This window comes from bacterium (assembly GCA_008933615.1).
GTDB lineage: Bacteria > CLD3 > CLD3 > SB21 > SB21 > SB21.
Genome location: WBUR01000051.1, coordinates 1 through 22989, shown reverse-complemented (window position 1 = coordinate 22989; position 22989 = coordinate 1). Strand labels below are relative to the sequence as shown.

The 22989-nt window shown below is 46.1% G+C and carries 22 protein-coding genes; 14 read left to right on the top strand and 8 right to left on the bottom strand.

Annotation, left to right across the window (positions count from 1 at the left end):
- From tuf to F9K33_14995, 7 genes are all read right to left on the bottom strand, one after another.
- Window positions 1–127: elongation factor Tu (gene tuf / locus F9K33_15025; GenBank protein KAB2877955.1), on the bottom strand; the 127-nt coding region annotated here is incomplete at its 3' end.
- A gap of 67 nt (window positions 128–194) precedes the next feature.
- Window positions 195–2276, bottom strand: coding sequence for an elongation factor G (fusA, locus tag F9K33_15020; GenBank protein ID KAB2877954.1), 2082 nt, complete (start codon window positions 2274–2276; stop codon window positions 195–197).
- A 91-nt stretch (window positions 2277–2367) separates the two neighbouring features.
- On the bottom strand, window positions 2368–2838 hold the full coding sequence (rpsG, locus tag F9K33_15015; protein ID KAB2877953.1) for a 30S ribosomal protein S7: 471 nt from the start codon (window positions 2836–2838) through the stop codon (window positions 2368–2370).
- A 25-nt stretch (window positions 2839–2863) separates the two neighbouring features.
- Window positions 2864–3247 carry a 30S ribosomal protein S12 gene (locus F9K33_15010; protein ID KAB2877952.1) on the bottom strand — a complete coding sequence of 128 codons (384 nt, stop codon included), beginning with the start codon at window positions 3245–3247 and terminating at the stop codon, window positions 2864–2866.
- 224 nt (window positions 3248–3471) lie between these two features.
- On the bottom strand, window positions 3472–4554 hold the full coding sequence (locus tag F9K33_15005) for a serine hydrolase (GenBank protein KAB2877951.1): 1083 nt from the start codon (window positions 4552–4554) through the stop codon (window positions 3472–3474).
- A gap of 107 nt (window positions 4555–4661) precedes the next feature.
- Window positions 4662–4877 carry a hypothetical protein gene (locus tag F9K33_15000; protein KAB2877950.1) on the bottom strand — a complete coding sequence of 72 codons (216 nt, stop codon included), beginning with the start codon at window positions 4875–4877 and terminating at the stop codon, window positions 4662–4664.
- A gap of 96 nt (window positions 4878–4973) precedes the next feature.
- Window positions 4974–6575, bottom strand: coding sequence for a M20/M25/M40 family metallo-hydrolase (locus F9K33_14995; GenBank protein ID KAB2877949.1), 1602 nt, complete (start codon window positions 6573–6575; stop codon window positions 4974–4976).
- 277 nt (window positions 6576–6852) lie between these two features.
- Here F9K33_14995 and F9K33_14990 point away from each other — a divergent pair, with 277 nt between their 5' ends.
- From F9K33_14990 to F9K33_14925, 14 genes are all read left to right on the top strand, one after another.
- Window positions 6853–8733, top strand: coding sequence for a hypothetical protein (locus tag F9K33_14990; GenBank protein KAB2877948.1), 1881 nt, complete (start codon window positions 6853–6855; stop codon window positions 8731–8733).
- 150 nt (window positions 8734–8883) lie between these two features.
- Window positions 8884–9075 carry a 50S ribosomal protein L28 gene (gene rpmB / locus F9K33_14985; GenBank protein ID KAB2877947.1) on the top strand — a complete coding sequence of 64 codons (192 nt, stop codon included), beginning with the start codon at window positions 8884–8886 and terminating at the stop codon, window positions 9073–9075.
- 127 nt (window positions 9076–9202) lie between these two features.
- The gene (locus tag F9K33_14980; GenBank protein ID KAB2877946.1) at window positions 9203–9751 is read left to right on the top strand and encodes a DUF4416 family protein; all 549 of its coding nucleotides are present in this window, start codon (window positions 9203–9205) and stop codon (window positions 9749–9751) included.
- Between the two features lie 30 nt (window positions 9752–9781).
- Complete coding sequence (locus F9K33_14975; GenBank protein KAB2877945.1) at window positions 9782–10672, top strand: ABC transporter ATP-binding protein; 891 nt, start codon at window positions 9782–9784, stop codon at window positions 10670–10672.
- Between the two features lie 5 nt (window positions 10673–10677).
- Window positions 10678–12063 carry an MATE family efflux transporter gene (locus F9K33_14970; GenBank protein KAB2877944.1) on the top strand — a complete coding sequence of 462 codons (1386 nt, stop codon included), beginning with the start codon at window positions 10678–10680 and terminating at the stop codon, window positions 12061–12063.
- Between the two features lie 131 nt (window positions 12064–12194).
- Window positions 12195–13148 carry a hypothetical protein gene (locus F9K33_14965; GenBank protein KAB2877943.1) on the top strand — a complete coding sequence of 318 codons (954 nt, stop codon included), beginning with the start codon at window positions 12195–12197 and terminating at the stop codon, window positions 13146–13148.
- 307 nt (window positions 13149–13455) lie between these two features.
- Window positions 13456–14646, top strand: coding sequence for an ornithine--oxo-acid transaminase (gene rocD, locus F9K33_14960; GenBank protein ID KAB2877942.1), 1191 nt, complete (start codon window positions 13456–13458; stop codon window positions 14644–14646).
- Between the two features lie 109 nt (window positions 14647–14755).
- Window positions 14756–15700 carry a carbamate kinase gene (gene arcC, locus F9K33_14955; protein KAB2877941.1) on the top strand — a complete coding sequence of 315 codons (945 nt, stop codon included), beginning with the start codon at window positions 14756–14758 and terminating at the stop codon, window positions 15698–15700.
- A 105-nt stretch (window positions 15701–15805) separates the two neighbouring features.
- Window positions 15806–16804, top strand: coding sequence for an ornithine carbamoyltransferase (argF, locus tag F9K33_14950; protein KAB2877940.1), 999 nt, complete (start codon window positions 15806–15808; stop codon window positions 16802–16804).
- 131 nt (window positions 16805–16935) lie between these two features.
- Window positions 16936–17427 carry a hypothetical protein gene (locus F9K33_14945; GenBank protein KAB2877939.1) on the top strand — a complete coding sequence of 164 codons (492 nt, stop codon included), beginning with the start codon at window positions 16936–16938 and terminating at the stop codon, window positions 17425–17427.
- Between the two features lie 24 nt (window positions 17428–17451).
- The gene (locus F9K33_14940; GenBank protein ID KAB2877938.1) at window positions 17452–17949 is read left to right on the top strand and encodes a hypothetical protein; all 498 of its coding nucleotides are present in this window, start codon (window positions 17452–17454) and stop codon (window positions 17947–17949) included.
- Window positions 17927–18361: a hypothetical protein gene (locus tag F9K33_14935; GenBank protein KAB2877937.1), complete on the top strand. Its 435-nt coding sequence runs from the start codon at window positions 17927–17929 to the stop codon at window positions 18359–18361. The genes F9K33_14940 and F9K33_14935 overlap by 23 nt, the downstream gene beginning before the upstream one ends.
- A 100-nt stretch (window positions 18362–18461) precedes the next feature.
- Window positions 18462–19859, top strand: coding sequence for an MBL fold metallo-hydrolase (locus F9K33_14930; protein ID KAB2877936.1), 1398 nt, complete (start codon window positions 18462–18464; stop codon window positions 19857–19859).
- A 74-nt stretch (window positions 19860–19933) separates the two neighbouring features.
- Complete coding sequence (locus tag F9K33_14925) at window positions 19934–20956, top strand: WD40 repeat domain-containing protein (GenBank protein ID KAB2877935.1); 1023 nt, start codon at window positions 19934–19936, stop codon at window positions 20954–20956.
- Window positions 20957–21021: 65 nt separating this feature from the next.
- Here F9K33_14925 and F9K33_14920 read toward each other — a convergent pair.
- On the bottom strand, window positions 21022–22989 hold a 1968-nt coding region (locus tag F9K33_14920), incomplete at its 5' end, for an FtsX-like permease family protein (GenBank protein ID KAB2877934.1).

The window sequence follows — 22989 nt, the reverse complement described above, 5'->3', positions numbered from 1 at the left end:
TCGACATGCCGCGTTGTGCCTGTACCATCGTGATCGCCGACGTCAATGTCGTCTTGCCGTGATCCACGTGACCAATCGTACCGATGTTGACGTGCGGTTTCGACCTGTTAAATTTTTCCTTTGCCATTGTCTTATCTCCTGATAACTTGCCACTAAAACTATGATGCTCTAGTGTCTTTTTTAGCTATGGTTTTTTATGCTTTTACTTTTTCTAATAACTGTTCTTCAACCGATTTCGGAACCGGATTATAATGATCAAATTGCATCGAGTATATCGCGCGGCCTTGCGTCGCGGAACGCAACGTCGTCGAATAACCGAACATTTCAGCCAGAGGCACATGCGCCATTACGACGTGAGCGTCCTTACGTTGAGACATACCCATGATCTGACCGCGTCTGGAATTCAAGTCGCCCATCACGGCGCCGAGATAATCTTCCGGCACGATGACTTCAACCGCCATGATCGGTTCAAGAATAATGCCACCGGCTTTTTTCACTCCGGCCTGAATGGCCATCGAACCTGCAATCTTGAACGCCATTTCGCTGGAATCCACATCGTGATAGGAACCGTCAAATAATTTAACTTTGATATCTTCAAGCGGATAACCGGCGAGAACGCCGTTTTTCATCGCTTCTTTTATACCTTCTTCGACCGGCTTGATATATTCTCTGGGAATCGAACCGCCGACAATTGCGTTGACAAATTCAAAACCCTTGCCTCGTTCGTTGGGTTCAACTTCTATCCATACGTGACCGTATTGGCCGCGTCCGCCGGACTGACGAACAAATTTGCCTTCAACTTCAACTTTCTTCGTGATACCTTCTTTGTAAGCTACCTGCGGTTTACCTACATTCGCTTCCACCTTGAATTCACGGAACATACGGTCTACAATAATTTCAAGATGAAGTTCGCCCATACCTTTAATGATCGTCTGGCCCGTTTCTTCATTGGTCGCCACACGGAAGGTCGGATCTTCTTCGGAAAGTTTGCTAAGCGCTTCGCTGAGTTTTTCCTGGTCAGCTTTGGTTTTCGGCTCGATAGCCACTTCAATAACCGGATCCGGGAAAATCATTTTTTCCAATAAGATCGGCGAATCTTCGGCGCTGAGTGTGTCGCCGGTTTTGGTGAATTTCAATCCGACTGCGGCGCAAATATCGCCTGAATAGCACGCATCAATATCTTCACGGTGATTAGCATGCATTTGCAGTACGCGGCCGACGCGTTCTTTCTTGCCTGTCGCTACGTTCAGTACATACGAACCGGCTTTGAGCATGCCGGAATAAACACGAATAAATGTAAGCTTGCCGACGAAGGGGTCGGTCATGATCTTAAATGCCAAGGCGCAAAATTTTTCTTTATCGTCAATTTGACGCTCGAGCTGCACGGAATGATCGTCCGGGTCAAGCCCTTTGAGCGCGCCCGTTTCAAGCGGATTCGGTAAGAATGCAATGACCGCGTCCAGTAAACGCTGCACGCCTTTGTTCTTGAACGACGAACCGCACAAAACCGGCGTGATCGCGCACTTTAACGTACCTTGATGAATGGCTTTCATGATCTCCTGCTTGGTGATCTCTCCGCCATTCAAATATTTTTCCATCAGCGCTTCATCGTAATCGGCGATTTGTTCGATCATGAATTGGCGCGCATGAAGCGCTTTGTCCATCAGATCTTTAGGGATCTCCGTCTCATCCCACTTCATGCCCTGCGACGCTTCGTCAAAAATGATCGCCTTCATCTCGACCAGATCGATCACGCCGTTGAACATGTCGCCTTCACCCATAGGGAAAGTGACCGGAACTGCGTGCGCGCCGAGACGGTCTTTCATCATATTAACCACATTAAAGAAATCCGCGCCGATGCGGTCCATCTTATTCACAAAAGCGATCCTGGGAACGCCGTATTTATCGGCTTGTCTCCAAACCGTTTCCGATTGAGGCTCGACTCCGCCTACTGCGCAGAATAATGCCACCGCGCCGTCCAGTACGCGCAAGGAGCGTTCGACTTCAACGGTAAAATCAACGTGGCCGGGCGTGTCTATAATATTGATGCGATGATTCTTCCAGAAACAAGTTGTAGCCGCCGACGTGATCGTAATGCCGCGTTCTTTTTCCTGCTCCATCCAGTCCATTGTGGCCGCGCCGTCATGCACTTCGCCGATACGATGCAGAATACCCGTATAATATAATATGCGCTCGGTCGTCGTCGTCTTACCGGCGTCGATGTGCGCCATGATTCCGATGTTTCTGGTCTTATCTAATGTGTACTGTCTGGGCATTTATATCAATCCTATACTATTTCTATTTTGTTATCTTGTGATGCTTCCTATTCTGTCATCCTGAGCCTGTCGAAGGGTGACATTTGGAAATCTACCATCTAAAGTGAGCGAACGCTTTATTGGCTTCTGCCATTTTATGAACGTCTTCACGTTTTCTCACTGCCGAACCTTCATTGTTCGATGCGGCTAGTATTTCTTCGGCTATCTTGCTTGCCATACTGCGGCCGGAGCGTTCTCTCGAATACGTGATCAGCCATCGAATGGCCAGCGTCTGACGGCGTTCTGCGCGAACTTCCACCGGCACCTGATAATTAGCGCCGCCGACGCGACGGGAACGGACTTCCAGAAGAGGAGCTATATTCTTCATAGCTTTTTCCAATATTTCTAAACCGTTCTTACCTGATTTCTTTTCAACGATACCGAGCGCATCATATAAAATACCTTCGGCAACGCCCTTTTTTCCTTCGTACATGATGCAGTTGATCAACTTTGAGACCAACATGCTTCCGAATTTCGGATCAACAGGTATTCTGCGTTTGGGGCTTCTTTTTCTTCTCGACATAGTTCCTCTAAAATTGTTTACTTAATTACTTAGCGGCCGCTTTTTGTTTTTTTGTTCCGTATTTCGAACGGCTTTGTTTACGATCCTGAACGCCTTGCGTATCAAGCACGCCGCGAACGATATGGTATCGCACGCCCGGAAGATCCTTCACACGGCCGCCGCGGATCAGTACGATTGAGTGCTCCTGAAGATTATGTCCTTCTCCCGGAATGTAAGCGATCACTTCGATGCTATTCGATAAACGAACTTTGGCAACTTTACGAAGCGCTGAATTCGGTTTCTTAGGTGTGGTCGTATACACTCTGGTGCAAACGCCGCGACGCTGAGGACAGGATTGCAAAGCCGGTGATTTCGTTTTCCAAGTTTTGGAAGTTCGGCCTTTGCGAATAAGCTGTTGGATCGTAGGCATTCTAAATTCCTATAATTATTACAGGTTAACTAACTAATGTCTTTTTTCGTGAAACTCTGTCGTGACTTAAAAACCGGTGGTTTTTTTATCATTGCCTGCTCGGTTCAGTAAAACCAGCAGGTTGAGTATCGTTTTAGGAGTCGCAAATATAACGGATGAGATAGGGAAAGTCAAGAGAAATATGAGGTTTTTAAAATATTTATTGGATTAGTAAAACAGCCAATTCAGCCATCCGTTATTGAAGGCAGAATATATTTTGAAATAATGTCAAAAATGGCCCATTCCTGGATGGTAGAAATTTCCGGATCGACGAAATAATTCGCAGTTGAGACGACGATAAGATCCAATTCCGGAAAAACAACGAGAAATTGCCCTCCGTATCCATAGCCCATGAACATATCTTTTCCATTGATCTGTCCCAGCCACCATAAATGCGCATAGTTATAATTCTTAAATGCGCCCCATGCGTTAGGATGGGTGTTGTTGGTGCTGGGAGAAAGCGAGGAATCCACCCAAGCCGATGGAACGATCTGACGGCCGTTAAGAAATCCGTGGTTCAGGTAGAGATACCCGAAGAGGGCGACTTCCTGCGGGGTGAAATACATTTCATTGCCGCCGAAGTAGATCCCCTGTGGATCCTGTTTCCATTCGTCCACGTCGATGCCCATCGGATCGAAGAGAAATTCCTTGCCGTATTTCAATGTACTCTTTTGTGTTGCCTTGGTGATGATACCTGAAAGAAGATGCGTTTGAAAAGTATTATATCTCATTTTTTCACCGGGATTAAAAACCAGAGGAGATTCGATAGTTGCTTTTATCCAATTGGGTGAACTATATAGCCCCCAATAAACGCCATAATTGTCCTCCGATTCGTCGCGGATGCCCATTCGCATCGTCAGGAGATGTCTGATCGTAATTTGATATTTCCTCGTATCAATTCCCGAATAAATATATTCGGGAAAATATTCTAAAATTTTTTTTCCAAGGCTATCGATATCACCGCGATATAAAGCGATCCCTGCAATGACCGAGAGAACGCTTTTTGACACGGACGCAATAATGTGCGGTTTGGACCTTCGGTAACCGTTGTAATAGTCCTCAGCAACCAGAAAGCCGTTTCGGATCACAACGAGGCCGTCGATGAATCCCGTATTCTCAGCAACAATAAAAGCGGAGTCCAGAATCTGCGGATCAATGCCTTGTTCATAAGGCGTAGTGGAATTCCAAAGATGTTGTTCGTCAGGATGATCTTCACAACTGACAATGAAGAGTATTAAGAAGAGAGGGTGCAGATGGATAATTTTCATTTCCCGATCCTCCCGGCAGAGCTTGGAGGAAAAACCGTACGTTGTTACGACGTACGTTGTTACGAATTAAACGATATGATCCTGCGTTCGTTCCGGATAAAAAGTTATCAAACCTTTCCCGCTTGCACAAACCACCTGATCGCGGTCATGAAAGGTTTAATAGACGCGATAATCCCTAAGATTAGATACCAGTACCACTCCAGGCCAAGAATAGGTCCCCATACTTTTGCAAGGAAAAGTGTGGCGAAAAAAACAGCGATCTTGGTCAGACCGACGTCAAGCCAGTCTGCGCGGTAAGATGATAATTGGGTTAAGATCCTCATGGTTTGATCCTCCAAAAAAACATACAAAACATGCGTTAATGTACTGCTGATTCAAATCAAAAGCAAAGAATTTGGGGATAATGCTGCGAGGGACGCTCACTTCCCATCCACCTTAAGCCTTTTCTTCTGATTGGCGATCTTTTGGGCGAGATTATAAACGAGCGTAGCGGTTTTTTCGATCTTGGGGAAATTGATCTTTTCGATGTCGTCCGTCGATTTGTGATAATCGGTGGTCATGCCGTCGAAGAAAAAAACAACCGGAATGCCGAACCTGGCATAATTATAATGATCGCTGCGGTAATAATAACGGTTCGGGTCGTCATCGGCGTCGAAAGTGTAATCAAATGTGAAGAGTTTGAGTTTTCTGTTAATATTTTCATTCAGAGTTTTGAGTTCGGAACTCAAACGCCCTGAACCGATAACATAAATGCTATCCGCCGATTCCCTGCCAACCATATCAATATTGATCTGTGAAACGATCTGCGATAATTGAAAAGGCTTTGCCGTGCTCTCGCTGGTGAGATATTCCGATCCGAGCAGGCCTTTTTCCTCCGCGCCGTGAAAGACAATGAGGATCGACCGCTTGTTGTCATGTGAACGAGAAAACGCGCGTGCCACCTCAAGCACCGCAACTGTCCCCGAGCCGTCGTCATCCGCGCCGTTGAATACCACGCCGCTGTCGTTCGTTCCCAAATGATCAAAATGCGCGCCAATCGCTACAAATTCGTTTTTCAGTTTATCGTCGCGTCCTTCGATGATACCGACCACGTTCATAGCTTTTGTTGATGTAGCTTTGGTATCCATCCGAAGTTTAAAGTTCACATATTTAATATCAAATCGCGGCGGATCTTTTTTCTCACTGACTAATGAGCGTATCGAGTCATAGGAATGTTCACTGCCGGTAAGTAAGTTCTCGAAAAATTTATTGTTTGCATAAAAAAAAGGCAACCGTTCCGGATCGTCTGCGTTGAAATACTCGCCGTTGAATACCATTTTACTTGTACGAAAGTAATCAATATAGTCGTCCCATTTAGACCGAAGCCCGTCGTAGGCCAGAACGATAAACGCTTTCGCACCTAGCTCTTTTGCGCGATGTCTTTTATAGAACTGCGCGCTGGAATATGTACTCTGAATTTCACCATCGAAATAGTTTTCATCATCCGTCTGCGGTTCCCCGTCCAGTGCAATTACAATCTTTCCTTTGACGTTCAGTTCAGCATAGTCATCATAATTGTATTCCGGCGCGGTAATGCCGAAACCGGCAAAGACCACGGGCGCTTGGATATTGCAGTTGACCAATTGGTCGTGGAAATTAACAAAATACTGGCCATACGTCATGGGAGTTTCTTTTTTCGACAAACTATCATAGATCATGATGTACGATGCGGGAAGAATGCTGATCTTGGTCGCTTCAAACTCCATAAAATAATTGAGACTATCCACGCCGTCGCGGCTATTCGAATAGGCAAATGGTTTTACGCCGTACTGCCGAAGCTGGGATGCCAGATACATCGCTGCGAGTTTTTCTCCGCGTGTGCCGGCCTCACGTCCTTCGAGTTCGTCCGACGACAGCAACTGAAGATTTGCGCGAATCGTATTGATATTTATTAAGGGGTTCTGGTTGTCAAGCGATCCCGATCCATACGGTGAGCACGCAGCGAAGAAAAAAAGTGTTAAAAATGCCAATTTGAGTTTCATCTTAATCCTGTCACAGTGAGTATTGTGATTCTATCGACGTAAATATTACTCATTAATTTCCGGCAAATCAAAATTTTTTTATCAACTTGAATCCGTTTTGAAATGGTATTAGCTTATAAAAATGTTTTTACTGTTATGTGACCTGCATCACATGATTGCGGCGATAATTGATAACAGACAAGATAAAATCGGTAAGAATTATGCAAAAACGTATAGGAGACTTGATCCAAATTCCCGGCTTTTCATTGTCATTTAGTTTATTTTTTTCGGAGGAATTATGTCTTCTTATACGGCCAGTATTATTCTTGACAGCTCATCGGGGCCCATCGAAAATGCGGAGACGCTCATGAAACTCTCCACGCAGGAGGTCACCCATAATTATTATTCAGGCTACCAACTCGCGCTGGACCTTATCAAACAGAAACACGAAAAAATGGGTTACGGCTCCATGCTTGGCAGCGCGGAATCCATCGATCTCGCGCAATCGGTATTCGGGTGCGAGCGCCTGGTTCAACTGATTCAAACTGAAAAATTTGATCAACAAATTTACAGACGTGTGATCTCGGAAGAAGTGGATCGACTCAGCAAAGAGCTGTTCCCCGACGTCGGGAAACGGCGTTTCGTTTCTCTTGATAAACTGCACGACGCTTACCATGTGGAATTTGAACAAGCAGAGGAACCGGCCGCCGTTGACACACAGTCGCAGATTGAAATTCTCGATTATTTAAAAAATAAACTAACTGCGGAAAGGTTCGAATATCTTCAGCAAATATTTCAGGCTCAAAAAACCACCGACCGGGAATTCGTATGGAACGATAAGATCTATCGACTCATCGATCTGTCGCTCGAGTATCTTGAAACAAAAATTGACCAGATGAGCCGGCTTTATCCGGACGGCGTCCCGTTTCTCCAGGAACAAATTGACGTAAGGCAATCCTTGAGTGATGATGAGATCGTCGGTTGTTATAAAAACGTCTACCTCGGTATTTACAATAAATTTCCGATGAATTTTTTAAGTCATGATACATTGAATCGCTGCTCCGTCTTGACGTGCTTTGCGGTTGAAACTATTCTGCAGAAAAAACCGCTTGATGTCTTAAAAGAAAAAACATGTTCTGAATTGTCGCAGATCGGGCTGACCGGCGTCGTGCGTCATTTTAATTATTCCCTGAACAGGGTTATTCGCAATGCCTATCCAAAAATCCTGATGCCGTGGGAAATGGCACATGTCGAGGACGGATTCTGGAACGACGAGAATAACCGGCGTTTGGCGATCCAATGGCTGATCGAAGAAAAACTTGGCATTGCAAAAGCAGATATCCCGATTGCCCTGCGCAACGACAAAGTTACCAAAAAAACTTTCGTGGAGAACGGCCTTTCGTATATGTTCGTCCAGCACTATAAGTCCGTTTCGCGCTGTATTGGATTTGCCTATCCGGAACTGATGCCGTGGGAATTGGGCAGCGTACCGAACAGTTTCTGGCATGGCGACGAAGGGAAAAGAAACATCATTCGCGCCGTTCGCTGGATGGTCAGGCAGCTCAATATTTCGCCTTTTGCCATTCCGGAAAAGATCAAAGATAAAACCATTACGCGCGAAACGTTCAGCCGTTTCGGGCTGGCGACCGTGTTCGAGCGCATGTATAAAAAGAACATGTACCATATTTTCAACACGGCCTATCCGGATCATTTTGAATTTTGGGAGATCGGGAAAGTACCCGCCGAACATTGGGATAATATGCTCAACGCTTATCGCGCGTCGCTGTGGGTTTCGCGCAAAGAAGGATTTGATGAAAAAGTTTTGAAGCAAGCCATCGATTCCCGCGCGCTGCGCAAAGAAGCTTTTACGAAATACGGGTTGGCCGGCATGCTCAAGAAATGTTTTGATAACGACCTGACCAAAGCATTCCTGCCGTATATTCTACCCAATCGTAAAGACAGCGAATCCTTGATGCAGGATGTGCTGCTTCTGTACATTCTGGAAAAACAGGTTCGTACTGTCCGCTCAGGGAATATGCCGGTTCGCGTCCTTCAGCGCATTTTCCTGCGGCCGCTTCTGACGTCGTTCGAAAAAGGACAGCTGCGGGTGTATGACCGAATTCGTAAACGCATTAAGCGCAGGATCGGCGAATTGTCATTGAAAGTTGCAGGCCGATAAGCAGGAAATCATTTCAAAATGAAAAACATTTAAATTTTTCTTGCTTTTCGGGATGTTATGTATTACTATGTCGGCCTCTTTGAAAATATACGGGACAGAAAAAATACTATAATTCTATATAAACCAATATTTTGATTGTCAGGAGAATTTATGAAGCGTTGTGAAGTTTGCGGAAAAAGCCCTTCGTATGGGCACAGCGTCAGCCATGCCAACAATAAGACCAAAAGACGTTGGCTGCCTAACCTGCAGGAAGTCCGCGCGAAAATGAATAACGGTGCGTTGAAGCGTATCAAAGTTTGCACGCAGTGCATTAAATCCGGCCGGGTCATGAAAGCCGCTTAATCAAAGCTTTTAAGCTGTTCAAAGCGCCAGTATCCGATTCGTCGGTTCTGGCGCTTTTTTTATTTCTTTACGAATTGAATTCGTTATATTTCTTTTCCAATTTCTAAGAGCTAACTTATCAGCAGCTATGGGAAAAATAGTCTCTCCATCCAAAGTAAAATTGATCTGCGCCGTTCTGTGGAACGCATCCACAGAAATCGAATCTATTTGCAAGCAATTGACTAAGCATTGGGGATTAATCGACGCGCGGTCAACTGCTTATGATTTCAACCATACCGCCTATTATACAGATGAGTTTGGGGAGCGGCTCAGAAAACAATTTTTTTCGTTTGAGCAACTCGTTGATGTAAATACGATGCCCGATATCAAAATACTGGGCAATGAATTGGAGGACAACTTCTTGTCCGGCGTACACCGAAATGTAAATATCGATCCCGGTTATATTGCGAATGCTAAATTGGTTATGCCGACAACAAAAAATTTGCCGCATCGCGTGTATATTGGAAAAAATATTTACGCCGATTTGCAGTTGATTTACAAGAAACCGACATTCCAGACTATTCTTTGGACGTTCGCCGACTATAAGGAACCCTTCAATCTGGAATTTTTTAACAAGGTTCGTGAAAGATATATGGAACAAATAGCGAATGAACGGCAAATGGCGGAAAATGAATAAATCATACAGGCCACACACTACAAAAGTAATATGCTTCGAGTAGAACACTTAAAAAAATGTTATGATGAATTCGTTGCGGTGAAAGATATCTCTTTTGAGGTTCGCGCGGGCGAGGTCTTTGGCCTGCTTGGGCCGAATGGCGCCGGGAAAACCACCACGATTCGCATGATCATTCACATGATCAAACCGGACACAGGACAGATCTACTTCAAAGACAGCCTGAGCAACGGCGATACGACGGAACATATCGGCTATCTTCCGGAGGAACGCGGCCTTTACAAAAAAAGTAAAGTTCGTGAAACGGCCGTTTATTTTGCCATGCTCAAAGGCCTCACAAAAAAGACGGCAGAACAACGGGTCGATCTATGGTTAGAGAGATTTGAACTCAAGGATTTTTCCAATAATTCTTGTGAAGAACTTTCCAAGGGGATGCAACAAAAAGTGCAGTTCATCGCTGCGCTTGTGCACGAACCGGAGTTAATCATTCTGGACGAACCTTTTTCCGGGCTCGATCCGGTCAATCAGATCTTTTTCAGAGATATTATCAATGAACTGGCTCAACAGGGCAAAACCGTTCTGCTCTCGGCGCATCAAATGGATCACATTGAAAAAATGTGCGAGCGGATCTGTATTGTTAATCGCGGCGAAGTCGTTGCCTATGACACGATCGAAAGCCTCCGAAATGAAATGGACGATCAGCAAGTTCGAATCACATGCAATTCGCCGGAAAAGGAAAAATTATTTGCTGCAGGATTGTTAACGAATATTATTATGACTAACACCGGTTTAGAGGGCCGGTTGAATGAGCCTCAGGGATTCCCGCAACTACTACAGGCGGTCGGCAAAATTGCCGACATTCAAAAAATCGAGAAAGTTCGCCCGACGCTGGAGCAAATTTTTATTCGGAAAGTGAAATCTTAATCATTATGTCGGTTGAAATTATTCCAGCAGAAAATAAAGTTCCGTTTTTCAAGATTGACCGCCCATTGGCTCGCGAAGTCCTTCATCTAGCTTCCCCTGTGGTATTAGGCATGGCTTCCATCACCGCGATCGGACTGACCGATACGATCATGGTTGGCCGGCTCGGCGCCGAGGCGCTGGCCGCTACGGGGCAGGCCTCCATTATTTTCTGGGCGATCCACTGGGTTACGCGCTCCATCGAGGTAGCTGCGCAGGCGCTTATCGCAAGGCGTTATGGGGAACAGCAATTTCATCTCTGCGGTAAGATCTTAGACAATGCGATGACCGTATCGCTTTCCGTGAGTTTACTCGGCATGGCGCTTCTGTATTTCGGCGGAAGAACGCTCATGTCGTGGACATCAACGCATGAAAATGTTGTCGACCTCGCTTCAAGTTATATTCAAATATTATGCCTCGCTTTGTGGGCATCGAGTCTTTTATTTGCCATGCGAGGATTTTTCAGCGGTATCGGCAAGACGCGGATTTTTCTCATTACGGCGCTGATCATGCTGGTCGTCAATGTGATATGTAATTACGCTTTTATTTTTGGAAAATTGGGTATGCCCGAAATGGGAGTTCCCGGCGCGGCGCTCGGCTCCGCCATTTCCTTTATTGTCGCGTTGATTTATATGGTACTTTATGTTCTCGGTATCAGCGGAAGAAATTTTCGCAAAGAATTTTCCGTTTTTCGTTTCGATTTTGACCTAACCACCGTAAAGGAAGTGATTGTGTTGGGCGCACCCAACGCCTTTCGAGGTATTTGGGTGATCGGAGGACTTGGCGTATTTTACGCGATGGTTGATAGGCTGAACGTCATTCAGGTTGCAATCGTCAATGTCGTTCTCAATATCCAATCCGTTTCATTTATGCCCGGGTACGGGTTCGGAGTTGCCGCGGCAACGCTTATCGGGCAAAGTCTCGGCGCCAAAGATCCGCAGCGAGCGGAAAGGGCGGGTTACGAAGCTGCAAAACTCGGTATGATATTTATGGGAACGTTGGGAATCGTATTTTTTGTTGCGCCGGAATGGGTTGTCCGATTATTCACCGATGATGCGGAAGTCATACGGAGCGCGATATTTCCGCTGAGGCTTGCGGGTATCGTCCAGATAGCCGATGCGGCAGGCATGGTTTTTTCCACGGCGCTCGAAGGCGCGGGCAATACACGGTGGGTGATGAAAGCAGAAATCTTTGTTAATTGGGGCGTTTTCCTGCCGCTCACTTATTTTCTCACGTTCGTTTTGGAACTGCATCAATACGGACCTTGGATCGCCTGGTCAACTTACATCACACTTTTCGGCCTGCTGTGTATTTGGAAATTCCGAGAAGGGAAATGGAAAGAGATCAAACTGTAAATACTGTGTAATTTCATGCTCGTTTGAAAACATTCTCATTTTGCAGGAATCTTTTTTTATTTAATGTGCGATCTTTAATTCAAAAAAGATTCTTACAGAATGACAACGGTGTTTGAATCGAAAACATCAAGATGTCATTACAGTCCATGAAAAACTTCGAGGAGTGTCTCATGAAACAAGTTTATCTCAGCGCGGAGGAAATTAAATTCAAGATTTCCGAATTGCACAAAAGACAAGAACCCAGCCGCATTCTGATGAGTTCACCCGATTATTTTAATGTGAGTGAATCGATCAATAAATTCATGACCAACACAGAAGGAAAGTTACACAAAGTTGATCGGGACCGCGCGTTGAAGCAATGGTCGGACATCCGCTGGCATTATGAATCGCTGGGCTACATGGTGTCGGTGATCCGCGGACAGGACGGACTGGAAGATATGGTTTTTACGGCCAATACGAGTTTTCCCTTCATGGATCGCAAGACCGGAAAACCCGGTGTGATCATGAGCAATATGCGTAAGGACAAACGCAAACCCGAGGTGGCTTATTTTCACACATGGTACCGCCGTAACGGATACGAGGTTTTTTATCTCAACCATTGTTCCTTCGAATCCACGGGCGACGCGCTCTGGTATCCGGGGAAATATCTTATTCTGTCAGGATACGGGAGTCATGAACATCATCGCACGGATCTTGCCGCGCTGTATCAGATCGCAGAGATCATTGACTGCCCGGTGATCGGAATTGAATTAACCCACAAGGATTTTTATCATCTTAACACGACGCTGTCCATCATCGACGAAGACACTTGTGTCGTGTACAAACCCGGCGTCGGAAAAGAAGGCCACAAGATCCTTGAAAAACTCTTCAAACATATCATCGACGTAAAAAAAGAAGAAGCTTACGCGCCACATTTTGCATGCAACGCTTTTGCGTTAGATAAAAAAACTGTGCTGATTCAGAAAACTGCAAAAAAAACGATCAAGGCGCTGGAATCATTGGGAAAAAAAGTCATACCGGTTGATACGTCGGAATTTATCAAATCCGGCGGGAGCGTTTTTTGCATGAAGATGAAGGTGTATTAAGAAATAATCTGTGTGTGTTTTTCACTCATCCGTAAAATTATAATTATCATCTCCCGCAGATCGCGCAAATTTTCGCTGAATAGAAGATTTCGAGCACGCGAGCGTTCAGCGGAATTAAATTCCGCGATACTTTCCCCGTGACGATTCATCACTGATCTGCGGGAAAATTCTATCTAAACCCCTCCATTTCTATATTTACTTATCTTTACAGAACATGACGATAGTCATTTTTTTTTATGCTCATTATTTCTACATTACAACCGATTTTTGAAAGTCATTAACCCTAAAAATATTTAACGGAGGATCTATGAAAACCAGTAAATACATAGAATTAGAAGAAAAATACGGAGCGCATAATTACCACCCATTGGACGTTGTAGTAGAAAAGGCCAAAGGCGTTTGGGTGTATGACGTGGACGGGAAAAAATATCTGGATTGTCTTGCGGCGTATTCCGCGGTGAATCAAGGCCATTGCCATCCGAAAATTTTGAAAGCCATGCATAATCAGGCGAAACGCGTTACGTTAACATCACGCGCATTTCGTAATGACCAGTTACCCCTCCTCTATCGCGACTTGAATAAATTAACTAAAATGGATATGGCGCTGCCGATGAATTCCGGTGCTGAAGCCGTTGAGACCGCTGTCAAGGCCGCACGTAAATGGGGTTATAAAGTCAAAGGAATTCCTGATAATCAAGCGGAGATCATCGTATGCGCAAATAATTTCCATGGCCGCACGACAACGATCATCAGTTTCTCCACGGACGAACAGTACCGCGACGGCTTTGGTCCGCTCACACCGGGCTTTAAGGTCATTCCTTACGGCGACATCGACGCTTTGAAAGCCGCGGTCACGCCGAATACCTGCGCATTTTTGGTGGAACCCATTCAGGGCGAAGCGGGCATCATCGTTCCTCCGGCCGGTTTTCTGGCGGAAGCAAATAAATTCTGCAAAGAAAATAACGTACTTTTCATTGTGGACGAAATTCAATCCGGACTCGGCCGCTCGGGAAAACTTTTTGCCTACATGTATGAGGACGTTCAGCCCGATGCGATCATTGTCGGTAAAGCTTTGTCCGGCGGATATTATCCCGTCTCGGCGGTGTTGGCAAAAAAAGAAGTTCTCGGCGTATTCAATCCCGGCGATCACGGCAGCACGTTCGGCGGAAATCCTCTGGCCTGCGCTATCGCACGCGCGTCACTGGAAGTTTTGGTCAAAGAAAAACTGATCCAAAATTCCGAGAAGATGGGTAAATACTTCATGAAAAAATTGAAGTCATTGAAAAGTCCGCACATTAACGACGTTCGCGGCAAAGGCCTCTGGATCGGGATCGAACTTAAAACGCCGGCGCGGCCATTTTGCGAAAAACTTAAAGCCGAAGGCGTCTTGTGCAAAGAGACGCACGATCTGACGATGCGCATCGCGCCGCCGCTGGTAATCACCAAAAAAGAAATTGATTGGGCATTCGAACGCATCAAAAAAGTTCTGGAAGGATAGTGACTGCCGCAAAGGACGCTAAGTTCGCAAAGATATTGAAGTCGCTTGATTTCTGTTTACAGTAATTTTTCTTTGCGCCTTTGCGCCCTCCGCGGTTAATAAAGTATTTATGAATAAACTCGCCGTAGTGGCGCTCGGCGGCAATGCGCTGATCCACGATAAACAGAAGGGTACGATCGACGATCAGGAACATAACGTGTACGAAACGTCCCTGCATCTCGTTGACCTCATCAAGAAAAATTATCATCTCGTCATCGGCCATGGTAACGGGCCGCAGGTGGGCAATATCATGCTGAGCAACTTGGCCGGGTTTAAACTTTTTGATCTGCCCGATATGCCGCTCGATATTGACGTCGCGTATTCGCAAGGTTTTATCGGATATATGATCGAACAGCAATTAGAGAACGCACTTGTTGCGCTCGACATCCAGCGTGAGATCGTTACGCTCGTCACCCAAGTTCTGGTGGACAAGAACGATCCCGCATTTCAAAATCCGACAAAACCTATCGGGCCGTATTACACGCGCGAAGAATCCGAAAAGATCACGGCGGAATCCGGTGCCGTATTCGCTGAAGATCCTAGAGGACGCGGATTTCGCAAAGTGGTCGCTTCACCGAAACCCGTTCGAATCAACAACTGCCGTACGATTGAACGCCTTGCGCGTGAAGATAAGATCGTCATCGCCGCGGGCGGCGGCGGCATACCCGTATTTTACGTTAAACCCGGAAAACTTCAAGGCATCGACGCCGTGATCGACAAAGATCTCGCGCTCTCCATGCTGGCAACGGAAATTCGCGCCGACGAGTTTTTCATCTTAACCGACGTGCCGAAAGTCTGTCTTTATTTCAATACGCCGCAGGAGATCACGTTGGATAAAATCACGATAAGCGGCTGTAAAAAATATCTTGCCGAAGGACATTTCTCCGAAGGCAGCATGAGCCCGAAGATCCGCGCCGCGATGCAGTTTATCGAAAACGGCGGCAAAGAAGCGATCATCATGGACGCGGCGCATCTCGGCGAGAAAAACGCGGGAACGCGCATCATACCGGATTAATAGCTCCCGCGGATTTCGCAGATTCTCGCAGAAAAAATTATCAGCGTAAATTAGCGCCATCTGCGGGAAGTTTTGAATTATTCAGAAAATTGAAAGGAGTTTACTATGTATAACCTCAGAAACCGCCACTTTTTAAAATTACTCGACTTCACACCGAAGGATATTAAATTTTTGCTCGAACTGTCGATCGATCTTCGCAAGGCTAAATACGACGGAACGGAACGCCGCCTTCTAGGCGAAAAAAGTATTTGCCTTATATTCGAAAAAGCATCCACACGTACCCGCTGCGCTGCGGAAGTTGCCGCGCACGATCAGGGCGCGCGCGTGACCTATATCGGATCGACGGGCTCTCAGATCGGTCAGAAAGAATCTATGAAAGACACGGCGCGTGTTCTCGGCCGCATGTACGACGCGATACTCTACCGCGGATTCGGACAAAATCTTGTGGACCAACTCGCTCAATATTCCGGCGTGCCGGTGTGGAACGGACTTACGGATGAATTTCATCCGACGCAGGTTCTCGCCGATCTGCTCACGATGATGGAGGTTGCCGAAAAACCGCTGCACGATGTAAAGATATGTTATCTCGGGGATGCACGAAATAATATGGGCAATGAGCTCCTTGTCGGCGCGGCCAAAATGGGTATGGATTTCCGCGCAGCCTGCCCGAAGCAGCTTCAGCCGAATGAAGATCTGGTCAAACAGGCGCAGGCGATCGCCAAAGAAACCGGCGGAAAGATCATGCTCACCGATAATATTCCGGAAGCGGTCAAAGGCTGCGATTTTCTCTACACCGACGTGTGGGTTTCTATGGGTGAACCGGAATCCGTATGGGCCGAACGTATCAAATTGCTTAAGCCGTTCCAGGTAAATCAGAAGATCATGGACATGACCGGCAATGCGCATGCGAAATTCCTCCACTGTTTACCCGCGTTTCATAATCGCGAAACGACGATTGGCGAAAAAATTTATAAGGAATTCGGCATCGACGGTATGGAAGTTTCCGACGATGTGTTCGAATCCGAAGCGTCGATCGTTTTCGATCAGGCGGAAAACCGCGTTCACACGATCAAAGCAGTGATGGTGGCGACGCTGGGGAACTGACGATGATGAAGTTAATTTACAATAGGCCAGTGCAGTTGTTTCTCTTAACATTCTTAGGGATCGGATGCTCTTCCGATTCCCCTAACCTAATGACAAGCATTAATGAAGCTCCCGTTATAACCGGAATTTATGTGACAACTGAAGAGTATCCGATGGGTTATGGATTAGTTTACGGCTCCCCTGCCCCAGTTGAGCAAATAAGAGTAGTTCCTAATCCTTACTATGGCCGAAGTTTCTATGAAGCAAATCCGATTGACAAAGCTGTAAAAATAATAAATCTTCCTCAGCCTATTAAAATTGAAATTTTTAAAGGGGTCTTCAGGGAGTCACCGGTATTAAATAATACTCTTTCTGGAGCAACAATTTTTTCGGTTGGTTCAAGACCAATCAGAACTTTTAACATTAAATCTTTACAGAACAGTAGTCTGACATGGGATTTAAAGGATGAGTCAGGCCGATATGCGTCTTCCGGATTGTATAAGATCTATTTTATTTTTGATAATAAAAAAATAGAATCGCTTGATGTCTATATTATTCATGAAGAAGATATGGAAACGTGGGTTGACCCAACCGGTTGGTTACCGAATGGATGGAATTATAGGGAAATAATTACGCTTCCATGATAAAATAGGACCAGAGGAGAACGTATGAAAAATATTTTACTTTTAGTTTTATTTGGAATCTTATTTTCATTTACTTCTGCATTTTCACAGGAAAGAACAGGTAAGATTGGTCTGTCGACTAATGTTCAGGAACTCCAATTTGACCTTATCGTACCCATTTGGATCACACAGAATATTTCAATCAATCCAAGTTTTGGTTTTTTGGGAGCTACAAAACAAGCGATTGATATTTCCCTTGGGCTTGCCATTAGACAATATCTGTCTGAAGATAAATTTTCGCCCTATTTAGGTTTGAGAGGTGCCGGTTTTTTTCTAAAACCGAACAAAGGAGACAATTCTACCGATTTCCTGGCTGGTCTTTTTCTTGGTGGGGAATATTTCATTGATTCGCGTTTCAGTGTTGGAGTTGAAGGCCAGATCAATGCAACTTTTTCTGATAAATATTCAAACAGGTTTGGCAATCCGGACGGCATAAATTTCAACACAGCAACTGCACTGTATGCAACCTTCTATTTCAAATAAACATTTCATTGTATACCTCCTCACCTGGCTCCTTCTCTTCGTTGCCGGATTCATAAACGGCACGATTCGTGAGTTCGTCTATAAATCCTACGTCGGCGAACTGACCGCCCATCAGATATCCACATTCACACTGATAATATTCATCACGGCCATTGTAGGGTTTGTCTACCGGCGTTACCCGCTGGAAAATTACGCGCAATGCGTCGCGATCGGGCTCACATGGATGTTGATGACGGCTGCATGGGAATTTGTTTTTGGTCATTACGTCATGGGGCATCCGTGGGAAAGACTGCTGTTTGATTACCACATCCGTGACGGAAGAATTTGGGTGCTGGTCATTCTCTGGATGGGCTGGGTCACGGTATTTGTTCACTGGGTGAAAACACGGCCCGGTCAAAAATTTTCCAGATAATAAACCCTCATCGTATTTCCTTTCTACAGATTCTTCAAAATATTTAGTTTGCAAATTCGTTTAAATTATTAAACATTGCGTCTATTCCAATGGAGGTGAAATGTTTTTTCAGCATATCTATGAGAAGGGTTTGGCGCAGTCGAGTTATTTCATCGGCTGCCAGGCTACGCGCGAGGCGCTGGTCATCGATCCGAAACGCGATATCGATACCTATCTGGAACTATCACAAAAAGAAAAATTAAAGATCACGCACGTTACCGAAACGCATATTCATGCGGACTTCTTAAGCGGGGCGAGAGAACTGGCGAACGCAACGGGCGCGCAGTTATTATTATCGGATGAAGGCGGGCCGGATTGGCTTTATCAGTATCCTCATACCGGGCTCAAGAACGGACAAGTTTTCAAAGTCGGTAACTTAAAAATCGAAGTCATGTATTCCCCGGGCCACACGCCTGAGCATATCAGTTTTCTTCTTACGGACGTTCCGGCAGGAGACGTTCCGGTCATGATATTCACCGGCGATTTTGTTTTCGTCGGCGACGTCGGCAGACCGGACCTGCTTGAAAAGGCCGCAGGAATAAAAGGCACGATGGAAGCCGGCGCCAAACAAATGTTTGAATCGCTCAAAAAATTCAAAACGCTTCCGGATTTTATCCAAGTATGGCCGGGACATGGCGCCGGATCCGCATGCGGTAAGGCTCTTGGGTCAGTACCGAGTTCAACCGTCGGCTATCAGAAAATGACCAATTTACTGCTGACGTACTCCGACGAAAAAGCGTTTGTGGCAAATCTGCTCGATGGCCAACCCGAACCGCCGAAATATTTCGCGATGATGAAACATCTTAATAAGATCGGCGCACCTATTCTAAATGATATTCCATCTTTGAAAAAACTTTCTCGGCAGGAACTAAAAAAAGCTTTGGATCAAAAAACTACGCTCATCGACACGCGGCAGAAAGCGGTATTTGCGCAAGGACATGTCCCGGGTTCCATTCATATTCAGGACAATTCAGCCTTTTCAACCTGGGCGGGTTGGATGCTCGATTATGAGAAACCGTTTATACTCATTGCATCGGAATCCCGCATTCGAGAAATTCAAAAAGCCTTGATTCGGATTGGACTCGACCATGTATACGGATATGTGAACGGCGTTGATGAATGGGGATCGGCTGGAGGCACATTGGAAACACTCGAGGAGATGACCGTGCAGCAGCTTAAGGCACATATGGAAAAAAATGACGTCCATATTTTGGATGTGCGCGCAAGTTCAGAGTATCTGGCCGGGCACATTCCTGGAGCCTGCCATATTCACGGCGGTCACTTGGCCGATAATTTACATAAAATTCCAAACGATAAAAAACTTGTCATTCAATGTCAGGGCGGTGACCGTTCAAGTATTGCCGCCAGCCTCCTGCGCAGTAAAGGCCTTCGCCATGTCGCAAATCTGATCGGAGGCGTTGACGAGTGGAAAAAGGCCGGTTTTCCGATTGAGAGATAAGAAGGTCAGTCACAAGAACTGATAATGGTCTGATCATGAAATCCGAACAACATAAACTATAAAATATATTTTCCATGCAGCCTGCGCGTTCTAAATCCAATCCCGCTCCCTGGGCCGGAATTATTTTCGGAATTATCTTTTTAACTATCTGGTTCTGGACGCCGATCACGCGCACCGTTAACGAATGGTTTGGCGGGACGACCGTCGAAGTAATCAATCCGTACTCGTTTCATCTACAGCAGCCCAATCTCGGCATGTGCCTGAGCCACGACGGACATTTTCTCGCAACGGCCGGTGATCGGTCGTTTGCTTTATGGGATATTCATTCGAGAAAGATCGTCACGCGCATCACGCTCGACCAAAACATCGAACGGATCGCCTATTCCCATGACGGCAAAATGCTGATCATGATAACGGACAATTCGGTAAAACTTTGGGATACGCAGCATTGGACGATCATGAAAAGTTTTGACCATGCTTCCTTCGGCGGTTTGGGGGAACTGATACGCCTTACTGCTCCAACAGGCGGCCAACTCATTGCCGCGCTTACCGATGCCGAACATGAATATATTACTATTTATGATGTCATAGCTGAAAAGGCTCTGATGCGTATCGGCGCGGAATATCGGAATCAGTTGACATTTGATTCTTCATCCCATTTGTTCGCAGGGTATTCACGAAAACAGTCGCGAATTGCGGTATGGAATATGACGTCGGGAGAACAGGAAGATACAATCCCGACGGATGAATTTGCCGGAACACTCCGCATAAGCCCTAATGGCCGGTACCTCGCATGGTCGGCGCGCGGGCTTGTAATGCTGTTTGACCGTACAACAAAGAAACATAAAACGCTGTATCATGATATGCCGTACAGGCATCCGCTTACCGCGTTCAGTCCCGACTGCACGAGGATCGCCGTTTCGCAGCGCGACGGAATCCAATTGTACGACACGTCCTCCGGAGAAAAGGTGGCTATGTTATCTTCAACATCATCCGATTACAAATCGCTTGACTTTTCGCAAGATGGGAAAACGATTGCCGCTAACTATTCGTACGAATCGATGGTGGATATTTGGGATTTGAGCGACGGCCGGTGAGTAAAACACATTCGCAATCAAAACAGCTAATTGATTGTGTGTTCTTTTTATCTTGAAACCCAATATTACACTTCCTTCCTCAACACTTCCAGCGGCGGTTTGCGGCTGATGTCTCTTGTGATGAACATTCCCAGAAAAATGGTTAACCCGACGATGACTGCAAATACCATCACAACAGGCAGAAGAGCAGGATCGTAAGGCGAATCAAAAACGAAAAAGGCCAGCGCCCAGGTTCCTATAAGCGCAAGTACACACCCCGATAGTGCCGCGAAACTCCCCAGCCATAAATATTCAACGCCCATGATGCGTACGATCTGTGAGCGAACGGCGCCCAGTGTTCTCAAAAGTACGCTCTCCTGTATCCTCTGAAACCGACTTGTTAATATCGCGCCGATCAGCACAACGAAGCCGGTTCCGATACTGAACAGCGCCATAAAGCGGATCACAAATGATATTTTTTCAAGAATGGCGTCCACCGTTCGCAGGATCAAAGCCAGATCTACCGCGGAAATATTGGGGAATCGTTTGACCATCGTTTGCTGAAGCGATGCGGACATTTCCGACGTAGGTGCTCGCGTAACAAGAACCCAGAACTGCGGAGCCGATTCCAGTACGCCCGTTGGGAACACCACAAAAAAATTAGGCTGAACACGCCGCCAATTTACTTCCCGGATACTTCCCACGATCGTGGTCATCATAACGCCTTGCACGTCAAACTCGATCGTGTCGCCGATGGTCACGTCCAGATTGTCGGCCATTCCTTTTTCGATGGAAATAAATACGGTATCCTGCCCCGTCACCGTCCGTCCCCACTGACCCGAAAGAATAGTTTCCGTATCCGTCAGCGTATCACGGTAAGTACAGCGAAATTCCTGTACCCAGCGAGGAACGGTTGAATTAGAATCCTTACGAATCTCCTCCATCGTTCGCCCTTTTATTCCCGCCACGCGCATGGTGACGATCGGAACTTTTTGTAATACCGGCGCGCCCATACTGCGCACCAATTGTTCCGCTTCCTCCTGCTGATCGGTCTGAATATCAAAAAATACGAGATTCGGCTGTTTCCCGCTGTCGGCAACGGAGATCTGTTTAATAAGTGTGTCTTGAGTCAGATACAAACTTACGATCAGAAAGGTTCCGAGCCCGATGGATAACATCAGCATCACCGTCTGATTATGCGGGCGATAAAGATTGGCTAACGCCTGACGCCAGACATAACTCCACGAGCGCGGAAATGAAGTCTTAACAAGACGCATCATCAGTTTGGCGATTATGATGATCAAACCAAAAACGACAGCCATAGCAACGGTAAATCCAATTCCGTACGACCAGCGTCCGATCTGCATTCCGGAAAAAATACTCACAACAGCCACGATCAAAATTAATATCACGGCGCGCCACCCGTCGCGCAAATTATTTTCATTAAAAGTTGAGCGTAACGTGTGAAGCGGAGACACCGTTCGAATCGAAATTAACGGCAATAACGCAAAAAGCAGAGCCATCGATAAACTGATCGTAACGCCGCTTAAAACGGCATTCCATGATACATGGGGATTAACCTCCACCGGTATAAATTCTTTCAGCAGTTCCGGAAGGAAGATCTGTAAAGCCGATCCTGCGAACGCGCCAAGCAGAGCGCCCAACAACGCGATGGCCGTAACCTGTATCAAATGAATGGCGAACGTCTCCCGCGCGCGCGCTCCGAGGCAGCGCAAAACTGCGATCGTGGGAATCTTCTGATTGATAAATACATGCACGGCGCTCGCCACGCCCACGCACCCGAGCAGAAGCGCGACAAACCCAACGAGGTTGAGATACCGGTAAAGATCGCCAAATACTTTTCCTAAATTCGCTTTTCGCGATTCGACCGTCTCGAATCCTAATTGGTTTGCCCGAAGCCGCGGTTTAATTTGTTCGGACAGAACTTCCATATCCACTTTTTCATCGAATTGAAAATAAACCCGATGCACCACGCGGCTGCCTCGTTTCATAAGCTGCGTTGACTCCAGATCGCGCATGGGAATGTATACCGG